The organism is Hydrogenophaga sp. (assembly GCF_048549895.1).
In the GTDB taxonomy this organism is placed as follows: Bacteria; Pseudomonadota; Gammaproteobacteria; order Burkholderiales; family Burkholderiaceae_C; genus Hydrogenophaga.
In genome coordinates this window covers 36,273-54,812 of the sequence record NZ_JBLYYB010000015.1, presented here as the reverse complement: position 1 = coordinate 54,812, position 18,540 = coordinate 36,273, and the positions used below count along the sequence as shown (strand labels likewise).

The 18,540-nt window shown below is 66.6% G+C and carries 18 protein-coding genes; 8 read left to right on the top strand and 10 right to left on the bottom strand.

The window, feature by feature from the left end; translation table 11 throughout:
- Window positions 1-1,010 precede the first annotated feature (1,010 nt).
- The 4 genes from ubiA to recG form a co-directional block, all read right to left on the bottom strand.
- A complete protein-coding gene (gene ubiA, locus ACN4F8_RS01405) occupies window positions 1,011-1,883 on the bottom strand; it encodes a 4-hydroxybenzoate octaprenyltransferase (RefSeq protein WP_419471937.1) in 873 nt (290 codons plus the stop codon).
- Window positions 1,884-1,893: 10 nt separating this feature from the next.
- Window positions 1,894-2,397, bottom strand: coding sequence for a Dps family protein (locus ACN4F8_RS01400; RefSeq protein ID WP_419471936.1), 504 nt, complete (start codon window positions 2,395-2,397; stop codon window positions 1,894-1,896).
- 36 nt (window positions 2,398-2,433) lie between these two features.
- Window positions 2,434-3,393 (bottom strand): hydrogen peroxide-inducible genes activator, encoded by a 960-nt coding sequence (locus tag ACN4F8_RS01395; protein WP_419471935.1) that lies wholly within the window; start codon window positions 3,391-3,393, stop codon window positions 2,434-2,436.
- Between the two features lie 117 nt (window positions 3,394-3,510).
- Entirely contained in the window at window positions 3,511-5,601 is a 2,091-nt protein-coding gene (gene recG, locus ACN4F8_RS01390) for an ATP-dependent DNA helicase RecG (RefSeq protein WP_419471934.1), read from the bottom strand.
- A gap of 72 nt (window positions 5,602-5,673) precedes the next feature.
- Between recG and queA the strand changes: the two genes are divergently transcribed.
- Both queA and tgt read left to right on the top strand, forming a co-directional pair.
- Window positions 5,674-6,789, top strand: coding sequence for a tRNA preQ1(34) S-adenosylmethionine ribosyltransferase-isomerase QueA (gene queA / locus ACN4F8_RS01385; RefSeq protein WP_419471933.1), 1,116 nt, complete (start codon window positions 5,674-5,676; stop codon window positions 6,787-6,789).
- A complete protein-coding gene (gene tgt / locus ACN4F8_RS01380; protein WP_419471932.1) occupies window positions 6,776-7,948 on the top strand; it encodes a tRNA guanosine(34) transglycosylase Tgt in 1,173 nt (390 codons plus the stop codon). The genes queA and tgt overlap by 14 nt, the downstream gene beginning before the upstream one ends.
- Before the next feature lie 25 nt (window positions 7,949-7,973).
- On the opposite strand, the gene ACN4F8_RS01375 is transcribed toward tgt, so the two are convergent.
- Both ACN4F8_RS01375 and ACN4F8_RS01370 read right to left on the bottom strand, forming a co-directional pair.
- Window positions 7,974-8,291, bottom strand: a complete 318-nt coding sequence (locus ACN4F8_RS01375; protein WP_419471931.1) for a type II toxin-antitoxin system RelE/ParE family toxin — start codon at window positions 8,289-8,291, stop codon at window positions 7,974-7,976.
- The gene (locus ACN4F8_RS01370; RefSeq protein ID WP_419471930.1) at window positions 8,291-8,569 is read right to left on the bottom strand and encodes a YlcI/YnfO family protein; all 279 of its coding nucleotides are present in this window, start codon (window positions 8,567-8,569) and stop codon (window positions 8,291-8,293) included. Before ACN4F8_RS01370 ends, ACN4F8_RS01375 begins: the two co-directional genes overlap by 1 nt.
- A 130-nt stretch (window positions 8,570-8,699) precedes the next feature.
- Between ACN4F8_RS01370 and ACN4F8_RS01365 the strand changes: the two genes are divergently transcribed.
- Window positions 8,700-9,887 (top strand): MFS transporter, encoded by a 1,188-nt coding sequence (locus ACN4F8_RS01365; RefSeq protein ID WP_419471929.1) that lies wholly within the window; start codon window positions 8,700-8,702, stop codon window positions 9,885-9,887.
- On the opposite strand, the gene ACN4F8_RS01360 is transcribed toward ACN4F8_RS01365, so the two are convergent.
- From ACN4F8_RS01360 to ACN4F8_RS01350, 3 genes are read right to left on the bottom strand one after another with little or no spacing between them, the layout of a single operon-like run.
- A complete protein-coding gene (locus ACN4F8_RS01360) occupies window positions 9,869-10,678 on the bottom strand; it encodes a DUF2145 domain-containing protein (RefSeq protein WP_419471928.1) in 810 nt (269 codons plus the stop codon). The genes ACN4F8_RS01365 and ACN4F8_RS01360 overlap by 19 nt on opposite strands.
- A gap of 9 nt (window positions 10,679-10,687) precedes the next feature.
- Window positions 10,688-11,143, bottom strand: a complete 456-nt coding sequence (locus ACN4F8_RS01355; RefSeq protein ID WP_419471927.1) for a hypothetical protein — start codon at window positions 11,141-11,143, stop codon at window positions 10,688-10,690.
- Window positions 11,144-11,175: 32 nt separating this feature from the next.
- Entirely contained in the window at window positions 11,176-11,676 is a 501-nt protein-coding gene (locus ACN4F8_RS01350; protein WP_419471926.1) for a YiaA/YiaB family inner membrane protein, read from the bottom strand.
- Between the two features lie 197 nt (window positions 11,677-11,873).
- Between ACN4F8_RS01350 and ACN4F8_RS01345 the strand changes: the two genes are divergently transcribed.
- The 5 genes from ACN4F8_RS01345 to ACN4F8_RS01325 all read left to right on the top strand — a co-directional run bounded on the left by ACN4F8_RS01345 (window position 11,874) and on the right by ACN4F8_RS01325 (window position 17,552).
- Window positions 11,874-12,356 (top strand): hypothetical protein, encoded by a 483-nt coding sequence (locus ACN4F8_RS01345; RefSeq protein ID WP_419471925.1) that lies wholly within the window; start codon window positions 11,874-11,876, stop codon window positions 12,354-12,356.
- Window positions 12,357-12,475: 119 nt separating this feature from the next.
- Window positions 12,476-13,909, top strand: a complete 1,434-nt coding sequence (gene pyk, locus ACN4F8_RS01340) for a pyruvate kinase (protein ID WP_419471924.1) — start codon at window positions 12,476-12,478, stop codon at window positions 13,907-13,909.
- 32 nt (window positions 13,910-13,941) lie between these two features.
- Entirely contained in the window at window positions 13,942-14,841 is a 900-nt protein-coding gene (locus ACN4F8_RS01335; RefSeq protein WP_419471923.1) for an alpha/beta hydrolase, read from the top strand.
- A 77-nt stretch (window positions 14,842-14,918) separates the two neighbouring features.
- The gene (gene fba / locus ACN4F8_RS01330) at window positions 14,919-15,983 is read left to right on the top strand and encodes a class II fructose-bisphosphate aldolase (protein ID WP_322272145.1); all 1,065 of its coding nucleotides are present in this window, start codon (window positions 14,919-14,921) and stop codon (window positions 15,981-15,983) included.
- Window positions 15,984-16,181: 198 nt separating this feature from the next.
- Complete coding sequence (locus ACN4F8_RS01325) at window positions 16,182-17,552, top strand: Fic family protein (protein WP_419471922.1); 1,371 nt, start codon at window positions 16,182-16,184, stop codon at window positions 17,550-17,552.
- Between the two features lie 20 nt (window positions 17,553-17,572).
- Here ACN4F8_RS01325 and ACN4F8_RS01320 read toward each other — a convergent pair whose 3' ends face one another.
- The gene (locus tag ACN4F8_RS01320; RefSeq protein ID WP_419471921.1) at window positions 17,573-18,400 is read right to left on the bottom strand and encodes an IclR family transcriptional regulator; all 828 of its coding nucleotides are present in this window, start codon (window positions 18,398-18,400) and stop codon (window positions 17,573-17,575) included.
- Window positions 18,401-18,540 lie beyond the last annotated feature (140 nt).

Below are 18,540 nucleotides of genomic sequence, written 5' to 3'. Positions count from 1 at the left end.
GCCGCCACCTCCTTTAGGCCGCTGCCCAGTGCACCCGGCATCCGCGAGCGGGTGTGGTGAGCGAAGACCGGAAGGGGCCCTGAGGCGACGTTGGGGATGGGGTCCGAAACCGGCCGATTTCGTACGCCCTTTACCACCCAAGCTGGCTTGGAGCCTGCTACATTGCGCTCGACACAACGGGAGGAAAAATGAGAAAAGCGTGCACGTTGGCGGCCAGTGAACGGCGTATCTCGCCATGAGCGAGGAACTACGCGAACTGCTTTCTGGGGTGGTATTCGCAGGGTTGCTTGCGGTGGCCTACTTTGTGGTGTTCCGCGCTCCTCGGTCTTGCAAGGCCTGTGGGCATGCCGGTAAGCCAGTCCTGCACACCCCGGGTTCCTTGGTTGTCGAATTGCTACTTTGGGGTTTGACACTGTCCGTCCCGGTTGTGATGAACTGGCCGATCTTCAACGGGCTGGGGGTTCTTAAGCTGCCCTTTCTTCTGTTGATGCTCCCGGGTCCCATCTACACCTTCATGCGCAACACCGGACGGAAAAACGTCTGCGAAAAATGTGGGAGCTCAGACATCGCATTCGCTTGGACGCATCGAACCCATCCGCCCGCTGTAGGGAGAACTACTTTCGGAGACGGAGCGCTGAAGGGTGTCAGACCCTTGAGTCAACGCACACGTCAACAAACTAGCATCGGAAGCAACCTTGAAGTTCCGACTGGTCGTACTTCGGAGCGTGAGCCCGAACAGAAGTGAACCCGCGAAAGTACCCCACCGTAGGGGAGTTCCACGCGCTTGAGTACTTCGTCCCGGGAGGCCTTGCTCGTGCGGCCGCCAGCCGCCGTCCTACTGCGCAAAAGCCCGCTGGCGGCGCGCCCAACCGCTACCCCGCCCACGGAGGCGGTGTGCCCTGCGCAGCGGGGTAAAGGAGGAGACGGCACCAGCCGTCGGGGGACACCCGCGGAGCAGGGCACGCCGCGTCCGTGGGCCGAAGTAACACCACGACCGAAACGCAGCTCAATCAAACCAAGCCGAGCACCACGCCCAAGAACACGGTGAACCCCAACCAGTGATTCAGCCGAAAGGCCTTGAAGCAGCCGTCGCGGCTGCGGTCCTTGATGAGCTGGAAGTGCCACACCACCTGCGCCAGCGCCACCACCAGCATGGCGCCCCACACCCAGGGGTTCACCACGGTCCACAGCGCTGCCGTCCAGACCGCGAGGAACACCAGGTAGAACGCGGTGACCGCCGGTACGTCGTACGCGCCCAGGGTGATGGCCGAGGTTTTCATGCCGATGCGCAGATCGTCGTCGCGGTCCACCATGGCGTACTCGGTGTCGTAGGCCAGCACCCAGAACAGGTTGCCCAGCAGCAGCACCCAGGCCAGCGGCGGCACCTGCGCCTGCACGGCGGCAAACGCCATGGGCACGCCGAAGCTGAAAGCCACGCCCAGCACGGCCTGCGGCATGGACACATAACGCTTGGCGTACGGGTAGGCCAGCGTGATGGCGAGTGCCGCGAACGACATCAGCACGGTCAGCGTGTTGGTGGTGAGCACCAGCGCAAACGCCACCAAGGCCAACACCGCGCCCACGGCCAGCGCTTCGCGGGTGGACACCTTGCCCGAGGTCACCGGGCGCTGCGCGGTGCGCTTCACGTGTTTGTCGAACTCGCGGTCGGCCACGTCGTTCACGCAGCAGCCGGCGCTGCGCATGAGGATGGTGCCGAGCACGAACACGGTGAGCAGGTGCCATCCGGGGAAGCCGCCCGCTGCCACCCACAACGCGGACAACGAGGGCCAGAGCAACAGCAGCCAGCCCGCCGGGCGGTTCCAGCGGATCAGGTCCAGGTACAGCGCGAGGCGCGAAGGCCCGGGAGACGTCGCAGCGACCATGATCGAAAGATCACTCCTCAAGAATGGAGCGCAGCATCCAGGCGGTCTGCTCGTGCACGGTGAGGCGCTGCGTCAGCAGATCGGCCGTGGGCTCGTCGCCCGCCTTGTCAACCACGGGGAACAGCTCACGCGCCGTGCGCGCCACGGCTTCGTGGCCCTGCACGAGGATGCGCACCATCTCCATGGCCTTGGGGGGCGTGGCCGGCGCGTCGGGCACCGAGCTGAGCTTGCTGAACTGCGCGTAGCTGCCGGGCGCGGCGTGGCCCAGCGAACGGATGCGCTCGGCCACCGGGTCCACGGCGGTCCAGAGTTCGGTGTACTGCGCCATGAACATGTCGTGCAGCGAATTGAACATGGGACCGGTCACGTTCCAGTGGAAGTTGTGCGTGGTCAGGTACAGCGTGTAGGTGTCGGCCAGCAGCTTGGACAGGCCTTTGGCAATGGCTGCACGGTCTTTGTCGTTGATGCCGATGTTGATGCTGGGCGCGGTGGTTTTGCTGGCGGTCTTGGCCATGAAGAACTCCTGTGGAATGGTTGAAAAATCAAAGAATCAAGAGAGGCGTTTGACGCCCGGAAGTTCGCAGGCGTAGATGGCGTTGCGCAGCTCGGCAATGGCCTCGTACCGCGTGAAGCTGCGCCGCCAGGCCAGCACCACGCGCCGCGTGGGCGCCTCGCCCTTGAACGGCAGGTAGCGCACATACGACGAGTCGCCAAAGTCCTGCCCCGGTGTGGCGTGGCCTTCCAGCGCTGACGAAGGGACCGAGAGGCGCGGCACCAGCGTCACGCCCATGCCGGCGGCCACCATGTGTTTGATGGTCTCCAGCGACGAGCCCTCGAAGCTTTTGCGGATGCCCTCGGCGTCGTTGGAAAAACGCGCGAACTCGGGGCAGACCTCCAGCACGTGGTCGCGGAAACAATGGCCGGTGCCCAGCAGCAGCATGGTCTCGCGCTTGAGCTCTTCGTTGGTGATGTGGCCTTGTCTGGCCAGCGCATGCGTGTGCGGCACGGCGGCCAGAAAGGGCTCGTCGTACAGCGGCGCGATGGCCAGGTTGGCATCGGGGAAGGGCTCGGCCAGGATGGCGCAATCGATCTCGCCCAGACGCAACTGCTCCAGCAGCTTCACCGTGAAGTTCTCTTGCAGCATGAGCGGCATCTGGGGCGTGCGGTCGATGACGTTGCGCACCAGATCGGGCAGCAAATACGGACCGATGGTGTAGATCACGCCCAGCCTGAGCGGGCCGGCCAGCGGGTCTTTGCCGCGCTTGGCGATCTCCTTGATGGCGGCGGCCTGCTCCAGCACGGTCTGGGCCTGGCGCACGATCTCTTCGCCCAGGGGCGTCACGCTGATCTCGTTGGCGTTGCGCTCGAAGATCTTGAGCTCCAGCTCCTCTTCGAGTTTCTTGATGGCCACCGACAGCGTGGGCTGCGAAACGAAGCAGGCCTCGGCGGCCTTGCCAAAGTGCTTCTCGCGCGCCACGGCCACGATGTATTTGAGTTCGGTCAGGGTCATAAACCTATTGTGCCCCCCTGCGCCGCTTCGCGTCTTCCCCCCTGGGGACCACGCCAGTGGCCCAGCAAAGCCGGTTCCACGGCGTGTGCTTGATGAAGGCACGCGCTCCGGTCGACTTCACGCCTTGAGAAACTCGGCTTTGCCGCCCAGCCAGCGGGCGATGTGTTTTTCGGCCTGCTGCGGGTACTCGGCCAGCATCACCGGTGCAGCCTGCCGGGCCCATTCGAGCAGGTGCGTGTCGGTGGCGAGATCGGCAAAACGCAGCAGCGGCGCACCCGACTGGCGCGCGCCCAGAAACTCGCCCGGGCCGCGAATCTCCAGGTCGCGCCGGGCGATCTCGAAACCGTCGTTGGTCTCGGCCATGGCTTTCAATCGTTCGCGCGCGGTCTCGCCCAGGCGGCCGCTGTCGGGCGGTGTGTAGAGCAGCACGCAGGCCGACGCTGCCGCGCCGCGCCCCACGCGCCCGCGCAGCTGGTGCAACTGGCTCAGGCCAAAACGCTCGGCGTGTTCGATCACCATCAGCGAAGCATTGGGCACGTCCACACCCACCTCGATCACGGTGGTGGACACCAGCACACCCATTTGGCCGCCAGTGAACAGCGACATGACCGCCTTCTTCTCCGCCACCGGCATGCGCGAGTGCAGCAGGCCCACGAGCACGCCGGGCAGCGATTCACTCAACTCAGCGTGTGTGGCCGTCGCATTCGACAAGTCCAGCGCCTCGCTCTCCTCGATCAGTGGACACACCCAGTACACCTGTCGGCCCTGCGCCACTTGCGAGCGGATGCGCTCGATCACCTCGGCGCGGCGGTTGTCGGCCACCACCTTGGTGACGATGGGCGTGCGCCCGGGCGGCAGTTCGTCGATGGTGGAGACGTCGAGGTCGGCGTAGTAGCTCATGGCGAGCGTTCTTGGAATCGGCGTCGCGGTCATCATGAGCAGGTGGGGTTCACCCCCCGCCAATCCAGCGCCCATCTTCCCCCGCAGCGCCAGCCGCTGCGCCACGCCAAACCGGTGCTGCTCGTCAATGATCGCCAGCGCCAGGTTCTTGAACACCACCTGGTCCTGAATGACGGCGTGCGTGCCCACCACCAGCGCGGCCTCGCCGCTCGCAATCAGCGCGAGCATCTCGCTGCGCTGCTTTTTCTTCTGGCTGCCGGTGAGCCAGGCCACGCGTTTGCCCAGTGGCGCGAGCAGCGGCTCCAGCCAGCCGATGAGCTTGGCGAAATGCTGCTCCGCCAATATTTCGGTGGGCGCCATCAGTGCGCACTGCCAGCCCGCGTCGATGGCAATCGCCGCGGCCAGCGCGGCCACCACCGTCTTGCCCGAACCCACGTCGCCCTGCAGCAGGCGGTGCATGGGAATCTGGCGCATGAGGTCGCGCGCGATCTCTTCACCCACGCGGCGCTGCGCGTTGGTGAGCGCGAACGGCAACACGCCGAGCAGTTGTTCGTGCAGGCCGCCCGGCTGGGCGCGCAGGGCCGGCGCACTCAACGCGGCGCGCTCCTGCCGCGCGGTGAACTGCGAGAGCTGCTGCGCCAGCAACTCCTCGGCCTTGAGACGCTGCCAGGCCGGGTGGCTGCGGTCTTCGAGTGCGTCCAGCGACACGTCGGCGCCGGGGTGGTGCAGAAACTGCAGCGCATCGCGCAGCGTCCAGGTGCCGCGCACCAAGGCGTTCAGGCCACCCAGCAACGCGGGTGGCAGGTTCTCGCCGAGATCGGCACGGCGCAGGCCGCTGGCCACCACCTTGCGCAAATACGCTTGCGGCAGCTGCGCACTGGTGGGGTAAACCGGCGTGAGCGCGTCGGGCAATTCACCACCCGCCGCATGAAACGCCGGGTGCACCATGGTCCAGCCCAGAAAGCCGCCGCGCAGCTCGCCGCGCACGCGCACCCGTTCGCCCACCGCGAGGGTTTTCTGGTGCGCCGGGTAGAAGGTGAAGAAACGCAGCGTGCAGGTGTCGGTGCCGTCGTCCAGCGTCACCAGCAGTTGGCGGCGCGGGCGCTGCGTGATCTCGCTGTGGGTCACCGTGCCCTCGATCTGCGCCAGTTGTCCGTCGCGTGCGCCACGCAGCGTGACGATGCGGGTTTCGTCCTCGTAACGCAGTGGCAGGTGCAGCGCCAGATCGATGTCGCGCACCAGCCCCAGCCGGTGCAAGGCCTTCTGCGGGGCAGAGAGCGGCTTGCGGGCGGGGGTGGCGTCGGGCATGGGACAATTCTGCCCGCTTCCCCTCACCTTTCTTTTTCACTTGGCACGGGCTTCGTCCAGCCCTCAAGCAGCATGACCTCTTCTCCTGAACCCGTCGCGCGCGCCTTCACGGTGGCCGACTTCGATTTCCACCTTCCCCCCGAGCTGATCGCCCAGCACCCCGCGCCCGAGCGCAGCGCCTCGCGCCTGCTTGACGGCACCGGCGCCACGCCGGTGGACCGCATCTTTCGCGAACTGCCCGACCTGTTGAAAGACGGCGACCTGCTGGTGTTCAACGACACGCAGGTCGTCAAGGCACGGCTGTTCGGCCAGAAGGCCAGCGGCGGCCAGCTGGAGATGCTGATCGAGCGCGTGCTGCTGCCGACCGAGTCCAGCGACGGCACCGTCCACGAGGTGGTGGCCCACCTGCGCGTGAGCAAAAAGCCGCAGGTCGGCGGCTATCTGCACATGGCCGGTGGCCTGCGCGGCGGTGGGTTTGACGCCGTCTTCATCGGCCGCTGGCCCGACGAACACGGCCAGCTGTTCCGCTTTCGCCTGCACGGCCCGGCCGGTGAAACGCCCTACGAGCTGATGGCGCGCCACGGCCATGTGCCGCTGCCGCCCTACATCACCCACAGCGACGAAGCCGACAACGAGCGCCGCTACCAGACGGTGTTCGCGCGCGTGCCCGGCGCAGTGGCCGCGCCCACCGCCGCGCTGCATTTCGACGAGGCCGTGCTGGCTGCGCTGGACGCGCGCGGCGTGCGGCGCGCCAGCGTCACGCTGCACGTGGGTGCGGGCACGTTTGCGCCCATGAAGGCCGGCCGCATCGAAGACCATGTGATGCACCACGAGCGTTACGCGATTCCGCCCGAAACGCTGCGCTCAATAGCCGACTGCCGCGCTCGCGGCGGCCGCGTGGTGGCCGTGGGCACCACCACCGTGCGCACGCTGGAAAGCTGGGCGCGCTCGGGCGAGACCGAAGGCGACACCAACATCTTCATCACGCCGGGGTTTGCGTTCCAGGTGGTCGACCTGATGGTCACCAACTTCCACCTGCCCCAGTCCACGCTGATGATGCTGGTCAGCGCCTTCGCCGGTTTCGACCCCATCCGCGCGCTCTACGCCCACGCCATCGCACAACGCTACCGCTTCTTCAGCTATGGCGATGCCATGCTGCTTTCAAGGAACCCCGATGCTGCAGTTTGAAGTCCTCAAGACCGACCCCACCAGCCACGCGCGCCGCGCCCAGCTCACGCTCAACCACGGCGTGGTGCAGACCCCCATCTTCATGCCGGTGGGCACCTACGGCACCGTCAAGGGCGTGATGCCGCAGAGCCTGCACGACATGGGCGCGCAGATCATCCTGGGCAACACCTTCCACCTCTGGATGCGCCCGGGCCGCGAGGTGATGAACAGCTTTGGCGGCCTGCACGGCTTCGAGCAGTGGCACAAGCCCATCCTCACCGACTCGGGTGGCTTCCAGGTCTGGTCGCTTGGTGCCATGCGCAAGATCACCGAAGAAGGCGTGACCTTCGCCAGCCCCGTGAACGGCGACAAGCTCTTCATGTCGCCCGAGGTCAGCATGGACATCCAGACCGGGCTGAACAGCGACATCGTGATGCAGCTCGACGAGTGCACGCCCTACGAGACCAACGGCCACCTCACCACCGAAGCGGAAGCCCGCAAGAGCATGGAGATGAGCCTGCGTTGGGCCAAGCGCTCGCAAGACGAATTCGCTCGGCTGGAGAACCCCAACGCGCTCTTCGGCATCGTGCAGGGCGGCATGTTCGAGCACCTGCGCCAGGAGTCGCTGGACGCATTGGTGGACATGAACTTCCCCGGCTACGCCATCGGCGGTGTGAGCGTGGGTGAACCCAAAGAGCAGATGCTGCAGATCATGGCGCACACGCCGCACCGCCTGCCGGCCCACAAACCGCGTTACCTCATGGGCGTGGGCACGCCCGAAGACCTGGTGCAGGGCGTGGCCGACGGCGTGGACATGTTCGACTGCGTCATGCCCACGCGCAATGCGCGCAACGGCACGCTGTTCACGCGTTTTGGCGATTTGAAGATCCGCAACGCGCGCCACAAGACCGACCACCAGCCGCTGGACACCACCTGCACCTGCCACGCCTGCGCCGGCAAGAGCGGTGTGAGCTGGGACCAGGGCGGACGCGACGGCTTCAGCCGCGCCTACCTGCACCACCTCGACCGCTGCGGCGAAATGCTCGGCCCCATGCTGGCCACCATCCACAACCTGCATTACTACCTGAACCTCATGCGCGAGGTGCGCGAGGCGCTGGACGCGGGCACGTTCGGTGCATTCCAGGCGCAGTTCAAGGCGGATCGGGCACGGGGGGTGTGAGCCCAGCCGGCTCGCAGTCGCGGGGTCAGTGGTAGTCGTCTTCCCGCTGATGGCGCACCGCGCCCACGATCACGCTGGTGCCGTCCACGATCTCGAACAGCGCGACATAGCCCGAGCGGCCAAACGGGATGACGAGCTCGCGCACAAAAGGACTGTTGCCCGCTTTGCGGCAGGCAAAGGGTGAGGTTTCCAGAAAGGCCATGCCGTCCTTGATGGCCTGCAACGCCCGGGCCGGCACGTCGAGGTCGCCGGTGTCGCTGTCCAGCTCGCGCTGCAGCGCGAAGTCGAACAGCTCTTCCAGGTCTTGTGCGGCCGCTTCGCTGAATGTGACCTTGAAGGCCATCAGCTTCGCTGTGACTTGGCCTGGCGGGCGGCCTTCAACCGGGCTTCAAGCCGGGCAACCACCTGCTCGGCGGGGATGCCGGTGCAGGCGCTTTGGGTGTCCTGGATGGCTTTGATGCCACGGCGCACGAACTCGGCCTGGTGCTTGCGTTTTTCAACCACGCTGCGAACAGCACTCTCGACGAATTGCGACAGCGTTTCGCCTTGCTCCAGAACGCCTTCGAGTTCCTGCCGGAAATCGGGCGCGACGCGGACGGGGGGAAGGGTGGCGGTTTTCATGCACGCAGTGTATTGCACATGCAATGCAAGCACAGAGTCGCCGATGGGCGGTGCGGGCGCAGACCCTGCCGATACAGTCGCAACAGCCCGCCGATTTCAACGGCGCTGCTGAAACCCAACCAGCACCGAGATGACCCACACCGTCCCCCGCCACATCCTGCCCATCCTGGTCCTCGCCCAGTTCCTAGGCACCTCGCTGTGGTTCGCGGTCAACGCGGTGATGCCCGACCTGCAGCGTGAACTGGGCTGGCCCACCAGTGCGGTGGGCACGCTCACCTCGGCGCTGCAGTTCGGCTTCATCCTGGGCACGCTGGTGTTTGCACTGCTGGCCATTGCCGACCGGTTTGCGCCGCGCCGCGTGTTCCTGGTGTGTGCGCTGGCGGGTGCGGCCTGTACCGTGGGGGCGTGGTGGATGGTGCGCGACTACTCGGCGCTGCTGGTCTGGCGTTTTGCCACCGGCTTCTTCCTAGCGGGCATCTACCCGGTGGGCATGAAGATCGCGGCGCAGTGGTACACGCGTGGCCTGGGTGGCGCGCTCGGCTTGCTGATCGGGGCGCTGGTGCTGGGCTCGGCCAGCGCACACGCGCTGCGCGCGCTCGGTGGCGCCCTGCCCTGGCCCACGCTGATGCTCGGTGTGGCCGCACTGGCAGCCGTCGGCGGCCTGCTGCTGTTTTTCGGCACCAGCGACCCGCCGCATGCGCAGGCCCGGGTGACGGTGCTGCAGTGGCGCGCATTGGCCACGCTGTGGACCGATGCGCGCGTGCGCAGTTCGGTGCTGGGTTACTTCGGCCACATGTGGGAGCTCTACACCATGTGGGTGATGGTGCCGCTGGTGCTGGCCACACGCCTGCAGGGCGCGGCGCTGTCGTGGGCGGCGTTCTGCGTGCTCGGCGCGGGCGTGATCGGCTGCGCGGGCGGCGGCTGGGTGGCGCAGCGCTGGGGCAGCGCGCGCGTGGCGGGCACGCAGCTGGCCATCAGCGGTCTGTGCTGCCTGGCTGCGTTCGTCATGATCGACGCTGGCGACGCCCTGTTCTACGCCTGGCTGGTGCTCTGGGGCATCACGGTCTCGGGCGACTCGCCTCAGTTCTCCACGCTCACCGCGCGCAACGCGCCGCCGCAGGCTGTGGGCAGCGTGCTCACGCTCACCAACAGCATCGGCTTTGCGATCTCCATCGTGAGCATCCTGCTGTTTGTGTCGCTGGCCGAGACGGTGGCGCTGGGCGCGCTGTTGCCGTGGCTGGCGCTGGGTCCGGCGTTGGGGCTGTGGGCCTTGTGGCCACTGCTGGGTGAAGAACGCGGTCAAGGCACCAGCCGCTGAACCGGCCCAGCCAGACCCGCGCGCTCCAGCCACCCAAACGCCGAATCCACCGTGACCGTCTCGATGCGGTCGGCAAACCGCTTTTCGTTCGGATGGTCGTCGAACGCGATGTGGGCCGAGCTCACGCGCGCACCCAGCCGGGTGAGTGCACCCAACTGCAAGGTGGTGGGCTGGTAGCCCTTGAAGCGCAGCCAGGCCTGCGCCAGCTCGCGGTTGGCCACGCCCGGCTCGACGGCCGAGGCCAGGGTCTCCAGCGCCCACTGGTTGGACTGCTGGTAACGCGTGGCCCAAGGGTAGCTCAGCATGTTGTAGGCCCGGGTGTGCAGAGTGGTGCCGCGCGCCGGGTCGGTGAGCACGGCGTGCAGCGGCGCCTGCAGCGCGGGCGCGGGCACCATCCACGCGGCTTCAAAGCGCCAGAGGTCGTCGAGGAAAAACTCGCCCAGACCCTGGCGGTACAGCGCGCCCTCGGCCGAGCCGCAACTGTTGAGCTTGTGCAGCACGCGCCACGGGCCTTCGGCGGTTTTGTAGGCCCAGCCCAGGTGCGAATAGCGCAGTCGGTACTTGCTCAGGTCTTGCCCGGCGCGGGCCAGCACCACCACCCGCGCGCCGCTGCGGGCGTGCTCGGCGTCGAGCGCTTGCGCAGTGCGCAGCGCGAGGTTCATGCCTTGTTCGATGCTGCGGGCGGTGAGCGGTCGGGCGTCACACGAGCGGCCTGCGTGTGCGGCGGGTGCGGCCAGCAGTGCCCAGGCGGCGAGCCCCGCCCACCAACGCCACAAAGACGAATGCGTCATAGCCACTCCTCAGTGCGTGATGCGCTCGTTGTGCAACAGCGCACGGCCCAGCTCGTTCGGAATGAAGGCCAGCACCTCGCCCGCCGCCGAGAGCAGCACCCCGGTGCCGATCACGCTCACCATCACCGCCGTGCCCACACCCACGGACACAGCCGACGCCGCACGGCCCGAAACCTGCACGCTGGCGCGCGCGCCATCCGACACCCGCTCCAGCACATAGACCGTGCCGCTGGCCGTGACCTCCACCGCCTTCACCACCAGCACGGCCCCGGCCACCGAAAACGCCACCGGCACCACACTCACCGCCGCCGCGCCGACCGACGCGGCCCCGACCACCGAGGCCACAGGCAACGCCGACAGTGCCACCGACACCTCGCTCTGCGCGCGGGCCGGGCTGGTCGTCAGCGCCAAGGTCATGGCCACTGCGGTGGTCAGGCCACGCCAGGAAAAACGGATCGAGTTCATGTTCAAGCTCCTGGAGAAACGTGAATGGGTGGTCATTCGGCAGCGGCAGCGCGTTCGTGCAACGCCTGCTGGCGACCCGCCATCTCGCCGCGCGCGCGGGCCTCGCTCAGATCGGCTTCATGGCGGTCGCGCAGCGTCTTGGCCAGCGTGAAAGCCGAGGTCACGAGGTACAGCCAGCTCACGCCGAGGTAGGCGCGGTAGGTGTCGTTGATCTCCATGCGCAACAGGCCCCAGCCGGTCAGACCCATGGCCACGGCAAAACCGCCCCACACCACCAGGCGCCACATCGGTGTCTCCGGTACACCCGAAAGCGCTGCCTGGTGGCTGTCGCGCACCGCCTTGGACAGCACGAACACGGTGGACAGACAGAACACATAACCCATCACCATGAAGGCCCGGTCCAGCGCCTGACCCGGCAGATACGCGAGGCCGGTGGCGCAGAGAAAGACCGCCACGCCGAACGAAGCCCAGACCTGGAATTGCCAGGCGCGGGTGTCGCGCATCACGATGAGGGGAGATCGGTTCGAAGCCATGAAAAAACCTTTGCGGTTGTTGAAGGTGGCGCGATGGTGGGGCGCCGCCCCGCCATGAGGCGCAACATCCTGTTCCGGTAGATCTCCGATTGCCATCCAGCATCGAAATACGATACTTCTTGGGTCTGCGAGTCCGTTGTGATCTTTGGTCTACTGCCCAGACAACTTTGCTGCCCGCACCGGGTCTCACGTCACATATGAAAAAACTTGTGCTCTGCTGGATCTGTCTTCTCTTCACCGCGGGCGCATCGGCGCAAGCGCTCTGGCAAGGCGTGCCCGTGGGCGCCACGCCGGCCGAGGTGCGCGCGCTGCTGCCCGAGGTGCAGGCGCCCGCATCGAACAGCGACGGCGTGCAGCTGGAGATCCCGGCCTTCGAGCTCGCCGGGGCAACGTTCAAGGTGTCGTTCGTGTTCCAGGCCGAGCAATTGCAGCGCATCACGCTGCTGGCCAATGCCGGCTCGGCCGACCAAGCCCGCGCACTGGCCCAGCGCCTCACCACCTCGCTGCGCTCGCGCTACGGGCTGGAAATGAGCACCAAAAGCCGAGGCGCCACCTCATCGGTGACGATCGACCGGCAGTGGAATTTCCGGCGCACCGTGGTGCATCTGGTCGTCGAGGACGGCACTTTCGTGCGGCTGGACTACAGCGGCCAGGCGCCGGTGCGCAACAACCGGCTTTGACCAGCAAAGGTGAGGGTCTGCGGCTGTCGCAGCCATGTAACTCGTTTCACAGATAATTGAAACCAAATTACACCCGGGCGCACACAAGCCCAACCATCCACCGACAGGAGACACAGTTCATGCCCATGCGCGCCACCAAGATCGTTGCCACCCTCGGCCCCGCTTCCAGCGACCCGGCTTTGCTCGAAGCCATGATCCGCGCGGGCGTGAACGTGGTCCGTCTCAACTTCTCCCACGGCACCGCGCAGGACCACATCGACCGCGCCACGCTGGTGCGCGCTGCGGCCCAGCGGGCCGGCCGCGAGGTCGGCATCATGGCCGATCTGCAGGGCCCCAAGATCCGCGTGGGCAAATTCGCCGAGGGCAAGGTGATGCTGGTGCCGGGCGAGAAATTCGTGCTCGACGCCTCGCGCACCGAACCCGGCAACCTCGAAGGCGTGGGCCTGGACTACAAGGAACTGCCGCGCGACGTGAAAGCCGGCGACACCCTGCTGCTCAACGACGGCCTGATCGTGCTGACCATCGACAAGGTGGTGGGCCTGGCGGTGCACACCACGGTGAAGCTCGGCGGCGAGCTCTCGAACAACAAAGGCATCAACAAACAGGGCGGCGGTCTCACCGCACCGGCGCTGACCGCCAAGGACATGGACGACATCAAGACCGCCATGGGCCTGAAGGCCGACTACGTGGCGGTGAGTTTCCCGAAGAACGCGACCGACATGGAGCTGGCGCGCCAGCTGTGCAACGTGGCCGGTGCGGCCGAGGGCCACAAGCCCGCGCTGATTGCGAAGATCGAACGCGCCGAGGCGATTCCCGAACTCGCCAACATCCTGAAAGTGTCCGACGGCATCATGGTCGCGCGCGGCGATCTGGCGGTGGAGGTGGGCAACGCGGCGGTGCCCGGCCTGCAGAAGCACATGATCAAAATGGCGCGCGAAATGGACAAGGTGGTGATCACCGCCACGCAGATGATGGAGTCCATGATCGTCAACCCGGTGCCCACGCGCGCCGAGGTGAGCGACGTGGCCAACGCGGTGCTCGACGGCACCGACGCGGTGATGCTCAGCGCCGAAACCGCCGCCGGCAAATACCCGCTGGAGACGGTGATGGAGATGGCCAACATCTGCCAGGAAGCCGAAAAGGCCGAGTACAGCGAACTCGGCGCCGATTTCACCGGCAAGACCTTCAAGCGCATCGACCAGTCGATCGCCATGGGCGCGCTGTTCACCGCTCACCACCTCGGCGCCAAGGCCATCGTCGCGCTGACCGACTCGGGCTCGACTGCCCTGTGGATGAGCCGCCACAACGTGCGCATGCCGATCTACGCGGTGACCTCCAACCTCTCGACCCAGCGCCGCATGACGCTCTACCGCAACGTGCGCCCGCTGCTGATGGACACCAGCGCCGACCGCGACACTGCGCTGGCCGACGCCGAGGCCCACCTCAAGAAGCGCGGCATCGTGCACAGCGGCGACGTGTACGCCATCACCGTGGGCGAGCCCATGGGCCAGCCGGGCGGCACGAACACCCTGAAAATCTGCCGCGCCAGTTGAATCTGCGAGCGCAACGGCTGCGTACCCTTGGGATGACTTTTCCGCAACCCGTTCCTCCATCGCCACCAGCCCGCCGCCGCTGGCTCACCCTGCTCGGCCTGGCGCCTTTGCTGCAGGCCTGCTCGCCGATCCGCCTGATCAACGCCACCGTGCCGTCAAACACCCACACGGTGCTGCGCGGCGAGGCCTACGGCAGCGCCGAGCGCCAGCGCATGGACGTGTACCTGCCGGTGGACAAAGCGCCCGACGCGCCGATCGCGGTGTTCTTCTACGGCGGCAGCTGGAGCAGCGGCGAGCGAGCCGACTACAAGTTCGTGGGCGAAGCGCTGGCCTCGCGCGGCATCGTCACCGTGATCGCCGACTACCGCCTGAGCCCCGAGGTGCGCTACCCGGTGTTTTTGCAGGACTGCGCGCTCGCGGTGCGATGGGCACGCGACAACGCGCAGCGCCTGGGTGCCTCGCGCTCGCGCCTGTTCGTGAGCGGCCACAGCGCGGGCGCCTACAACGCGGCCATGCTCGCGCTGGACGCGCGCTGGCTGACCGAAGTCGACATGCAGGCGGACGAACTCGCCGGCTGGGCCGGCCTGGCGGGCCCCTACGACTTTTTGCCCATCGGCATTCCCGAAGTGCAGCTGGCCTTCAACTGGCCCAATACGCCCGCCAGTTCGCAGCCGCTCTTTCACGCGCCTGCCGGCACAGGTTTGAAACACCGCGTGCTGTTGCTGGCGGCCAAGAGCGACTCGGCGGTGAACCCCCAGCGCAACACGCTGGCCCTGGCACAGGCCCTGCGGCAGCGCGGAACACCGGTGGAGCTGGAAGTCTTCGACCGCGTCAACCACGTCACGCTGATCGGCGCCATGGCACCACCGCTGCGCGGCCTGGCGCCCGTGCTCGACCGCCTCAGCGGCTTCCTGCAGCTGCACCCGGCCTGAAGTCTTTCGGCCGGGTGCAGCACGCGCCGTAAAATCGCGGGTTACATACCGGTTACCAACTGACTTAGGGGATTCTCATGGCGCTCGTTTCCATGCGCGAACTGCTCGACCACGCCGCCATCCACGGCTACGGCATTCCAGCGTTCAACGTCAACAACCTCGAACAGGTGCAGGCCGTGATGGCTGCAGCCCACGAAGCCGGCGCGCCGGTGATCCTGCAGGCCAGCGCCGGGGCACGCAAATACGCCGGCGAGCCCTTCATCAAGCACCTGATCCAGGCGGCTGTGGAGTCCTACCCGCACATCCCGCTGGTGATGCACCAGGACCACGGCCAGAACCCGGACGTGTGCCGCGGCGCGATCGACCTGGGCTTCAGCTCGGTGATGATGGACGGCAGCCTGGAAGGCGACGGCAAGACGATTGCCAGCTACGAATACAACGTGGACGTGACCCGCAAGGTGGTCGACATGGCCCACAAGCTGGGCGTGACGGTTGAGGGCGAACTGGGTTGCCTGGGCAGCCTGGAGACCATGCAGGGTGACAAGGAAGACGGCCACGGCACCGACGCGGTGATGACGCGCGAACAGCTGCTGACCGACCCCGAGCAGGCCGCCGACTTTGTGAAGCGCACCCAGCTCGACGCCCTGGCCATTGCCATCGGCACCAGCCACGGCGCCTACAAGTTCACCCGCAAGCCCACCGGCGACATCCTGGCGATCGACCGCATCCAGGAAATCAACCGCCGCCTGCCCAACACCCACCTGGTGATGCACGGCTCCAGCTCGGTGCCGCAAGACCTGCTGGCCGTGATCAACCAGTACGGCGGCAAGATCAAGGAAACCTACGGCGTGCCGGTCGAGGAGATCCAGAAAGCGATCCAGTTCGGCGTGCGCAAGATCAACATCGACACCGACATCCGCCTGGCCATGACGGCCGCGGTGCGCAAGTTCCTGGCCGAGAACCCCGAGAAGTTCGACGCCCGCGAATGGCTCAAGCCCGCGCGCGAAGCCGCCAAGGCGATCTGCAAGCAGCGCTACATCGAGTTCGGCTGCGAAGGTCAGGCCAGCAAGATCAAGGGCGAATCGCTCCAGGTGGTGGCCGCCAAGTACGCCAAGGGCGAACTGGCCCAGGTCGTGCACTGACCGGTATGTGGCGCTTGCGCTCCGCGCAACGCTGACGACTTCAAAAAAGCGCCCCAGTCTTCGGCTTGGGCGCTTTTTTCTTGTCAAAAGCCTTTAAATCTTGTCATAAACATTCAAAACGACAAGATTCCGGCTTATCCTTGTCACCGTGACAAGATTACAGCCCCTACCTATTCCGCTGACACGGTTCCCTGCGCCATGACCGCCCCCCAGCTGTTGCCCCGTCACGCGTCGTTGCTGCACCAGGTCCTTGCCGCCGGGGAGCCCGTGCAGCCCGGCGCGCTGGAGCAGTCCCTCCAAGTCTCCCGCCCCACCATCAACCGGGCCTTGCGCGACCTCCTGGCCTCTGGATTCCTGGAGAAGCTGGGGGCCGGCCGGTCCACCCGCTACGTGGCCACAGACGCGGGCAGGGCCGCCCTGGGGGCGCTGGCTTCGGCCTCCCCCGCGCGAGCCGGGCCCGGCCTGCTGCAATGGTCGCCGGCTGCCCTGCCCTTGGTCGACACGCTTCGCGCGCCGCTGGGAACGCGCACCCCGGTGGGCTATGACAGCGGTTTCGTGGGCAACTACATCCCGAACCAGTCCAGCCTGCTGCCGCCGCCGCTGGCCGCGGACCTGTTCAACGCCGGCCGTGGCCGGGACCAGCAACCCGCGGGCACCTATGCCCGCGAGGTTCTGGAGCAGTTGCTCATCGACCTGTCCTGGTCGTCATCGCGCCTGGAGGGCAACAACAAGAGCCTGCTCGACACCAAGGCCCTCTTCGAGCTCGGGGAGCAAGCAGGCCCGCTGGACGAAGACACCCTGATGCTGCTCAACCACAAGAGCGCCATCGAGTTCATGGTCGACGCTGTGCCGACAGAGGGCATGACCGTGCCCGTCATCGTTGACCTGCAGGCCAAGTTGATGAAGGACCTCTTGAAGGACTCGCGGGACATTGGCAGCATCCGCCGACGTTTGGTGAACATCGACGGCTCTGTCTATTCCCCGAGCAACATTCCCTCGCTGCTGGAAGAAACGCTGAAGTCCATCATCGACAAGGCGCGCCACATCCGAAACCCGGTGGAAGCCGCATTTTTCCTGTGGGTCAACGTGGCCTACCTGCAACCTTTTGCAGACGGCAACAAGCGCACGAGCCGTCTGAGCGCCAACATGCCGCTCCTGCTGCACAACTGCGCGCCGCTGTCTTTTCTGGACGTGGAGCGCACGGACTATGCGACAGCCATGCTCGGCGTCTACGAGCAGCGCAACGTTGCCGCGGCAGTGGAGCTGTTTGAATTCATCTACCGCCGCTCGATCCAGAAATACAGCGTGCTGCGCGCCTCCCTGGCGGTGCCCGACCCGCTTCGAGCCCGGTACCGACAGGCCCTGAATGAGCTGATGCAGCTCGTCGTGCTGCACGGCCGGACGCTGGACGGCGCATGGTCAGAGGTACCCGTCGACGCCGCCGACCTGGTGGCGTTGCGCGCCATTGCGAACACCGAACTGGACCACCTGGAGCCCTACAACTGCGCCCGCTACAACCTCGTGCGGGGCATGACGCAGCGGTGGATTGACGCCGGGCGACCCAGGTAAACCGCCCGCCTGAATCGAGCTCAGTCCTCCCAACCCGCCGCCTGAATGGCCGCCACGATCTCGCGCCCGGTTTTCACCAGCGCCGGGCCAAAGTCTTGGTGCAGCAAGGCGCCCTGCAACCGCGACGCCGGCCCGCCCACGGTGAGCGCCAACGGCTCGCGGCCGTCGCCCAGGTCCAGGCCCACGCCGATGGCGGCGATCTCGCTCTCCCATTCCGACTCGGACACCGCGTAACCGCGCTTGGCCCAGTCGGCCTCGGCGCGCTGCAGCCCGGCCTCGCGCGCGGGCCAGCGCTCGGGGTCTTGCGCTTGCAGGCGCCGCGCCACCACGGCCTGCATGCCCGGCGAGGCGGAGCACCAGATGGCACGGCCCATGGCGGTCTCGGCAAACGGCAGGCGCGTGCCCACATCGAGCCCGAGGATGAGCCGCGCCGTGCTGCGGCAGTGCGCAACGTAGACCACCGAGGTGTCGTGCCGCACGCCCAGTGAAATGGCGGCCTGGGTGTGTTCGGCCAGTGTTTCCATGAACGGCCGCGCGATGCGCCCGACCTGGAAGTTGGACAACACGCTGAAGCCCAGCGACAGCACTGCCGGGCTCAGCGCGTACTCGCCGGTGGCCGCGCGGTGGCGCAAATAGCCAAGGCTGGTGAGCGTGAAGGTGAGGCGCGAGACGGTGGCCTGCGGCAGGCCGGTGCGCCGTGCCAGTTCCGCGTGTGCCAGCCAGCGGTCGGCCGGGGAGAAGCAGCGCAACACCGCGAGGCCGCGCGCGAGTGCGGTCACGAAGCGGCGGTCGTCGGCCGGATCGGCCTCGGTGAGCGGGGTGGGGGCTGTCTGGCGCTGGCGTCCCATGGTCGTGGTCCTGTTTTCTGCAGATCGGAATATGTGGCGCCCGGGTTGGGCTTGTATTCCGCAGAACGGAATTCTTGGGTGATTCCAGGCCGCCTGGCATGCTCGCTTTCCCTGATCAGCGTTTACACAGACCCTGGCAG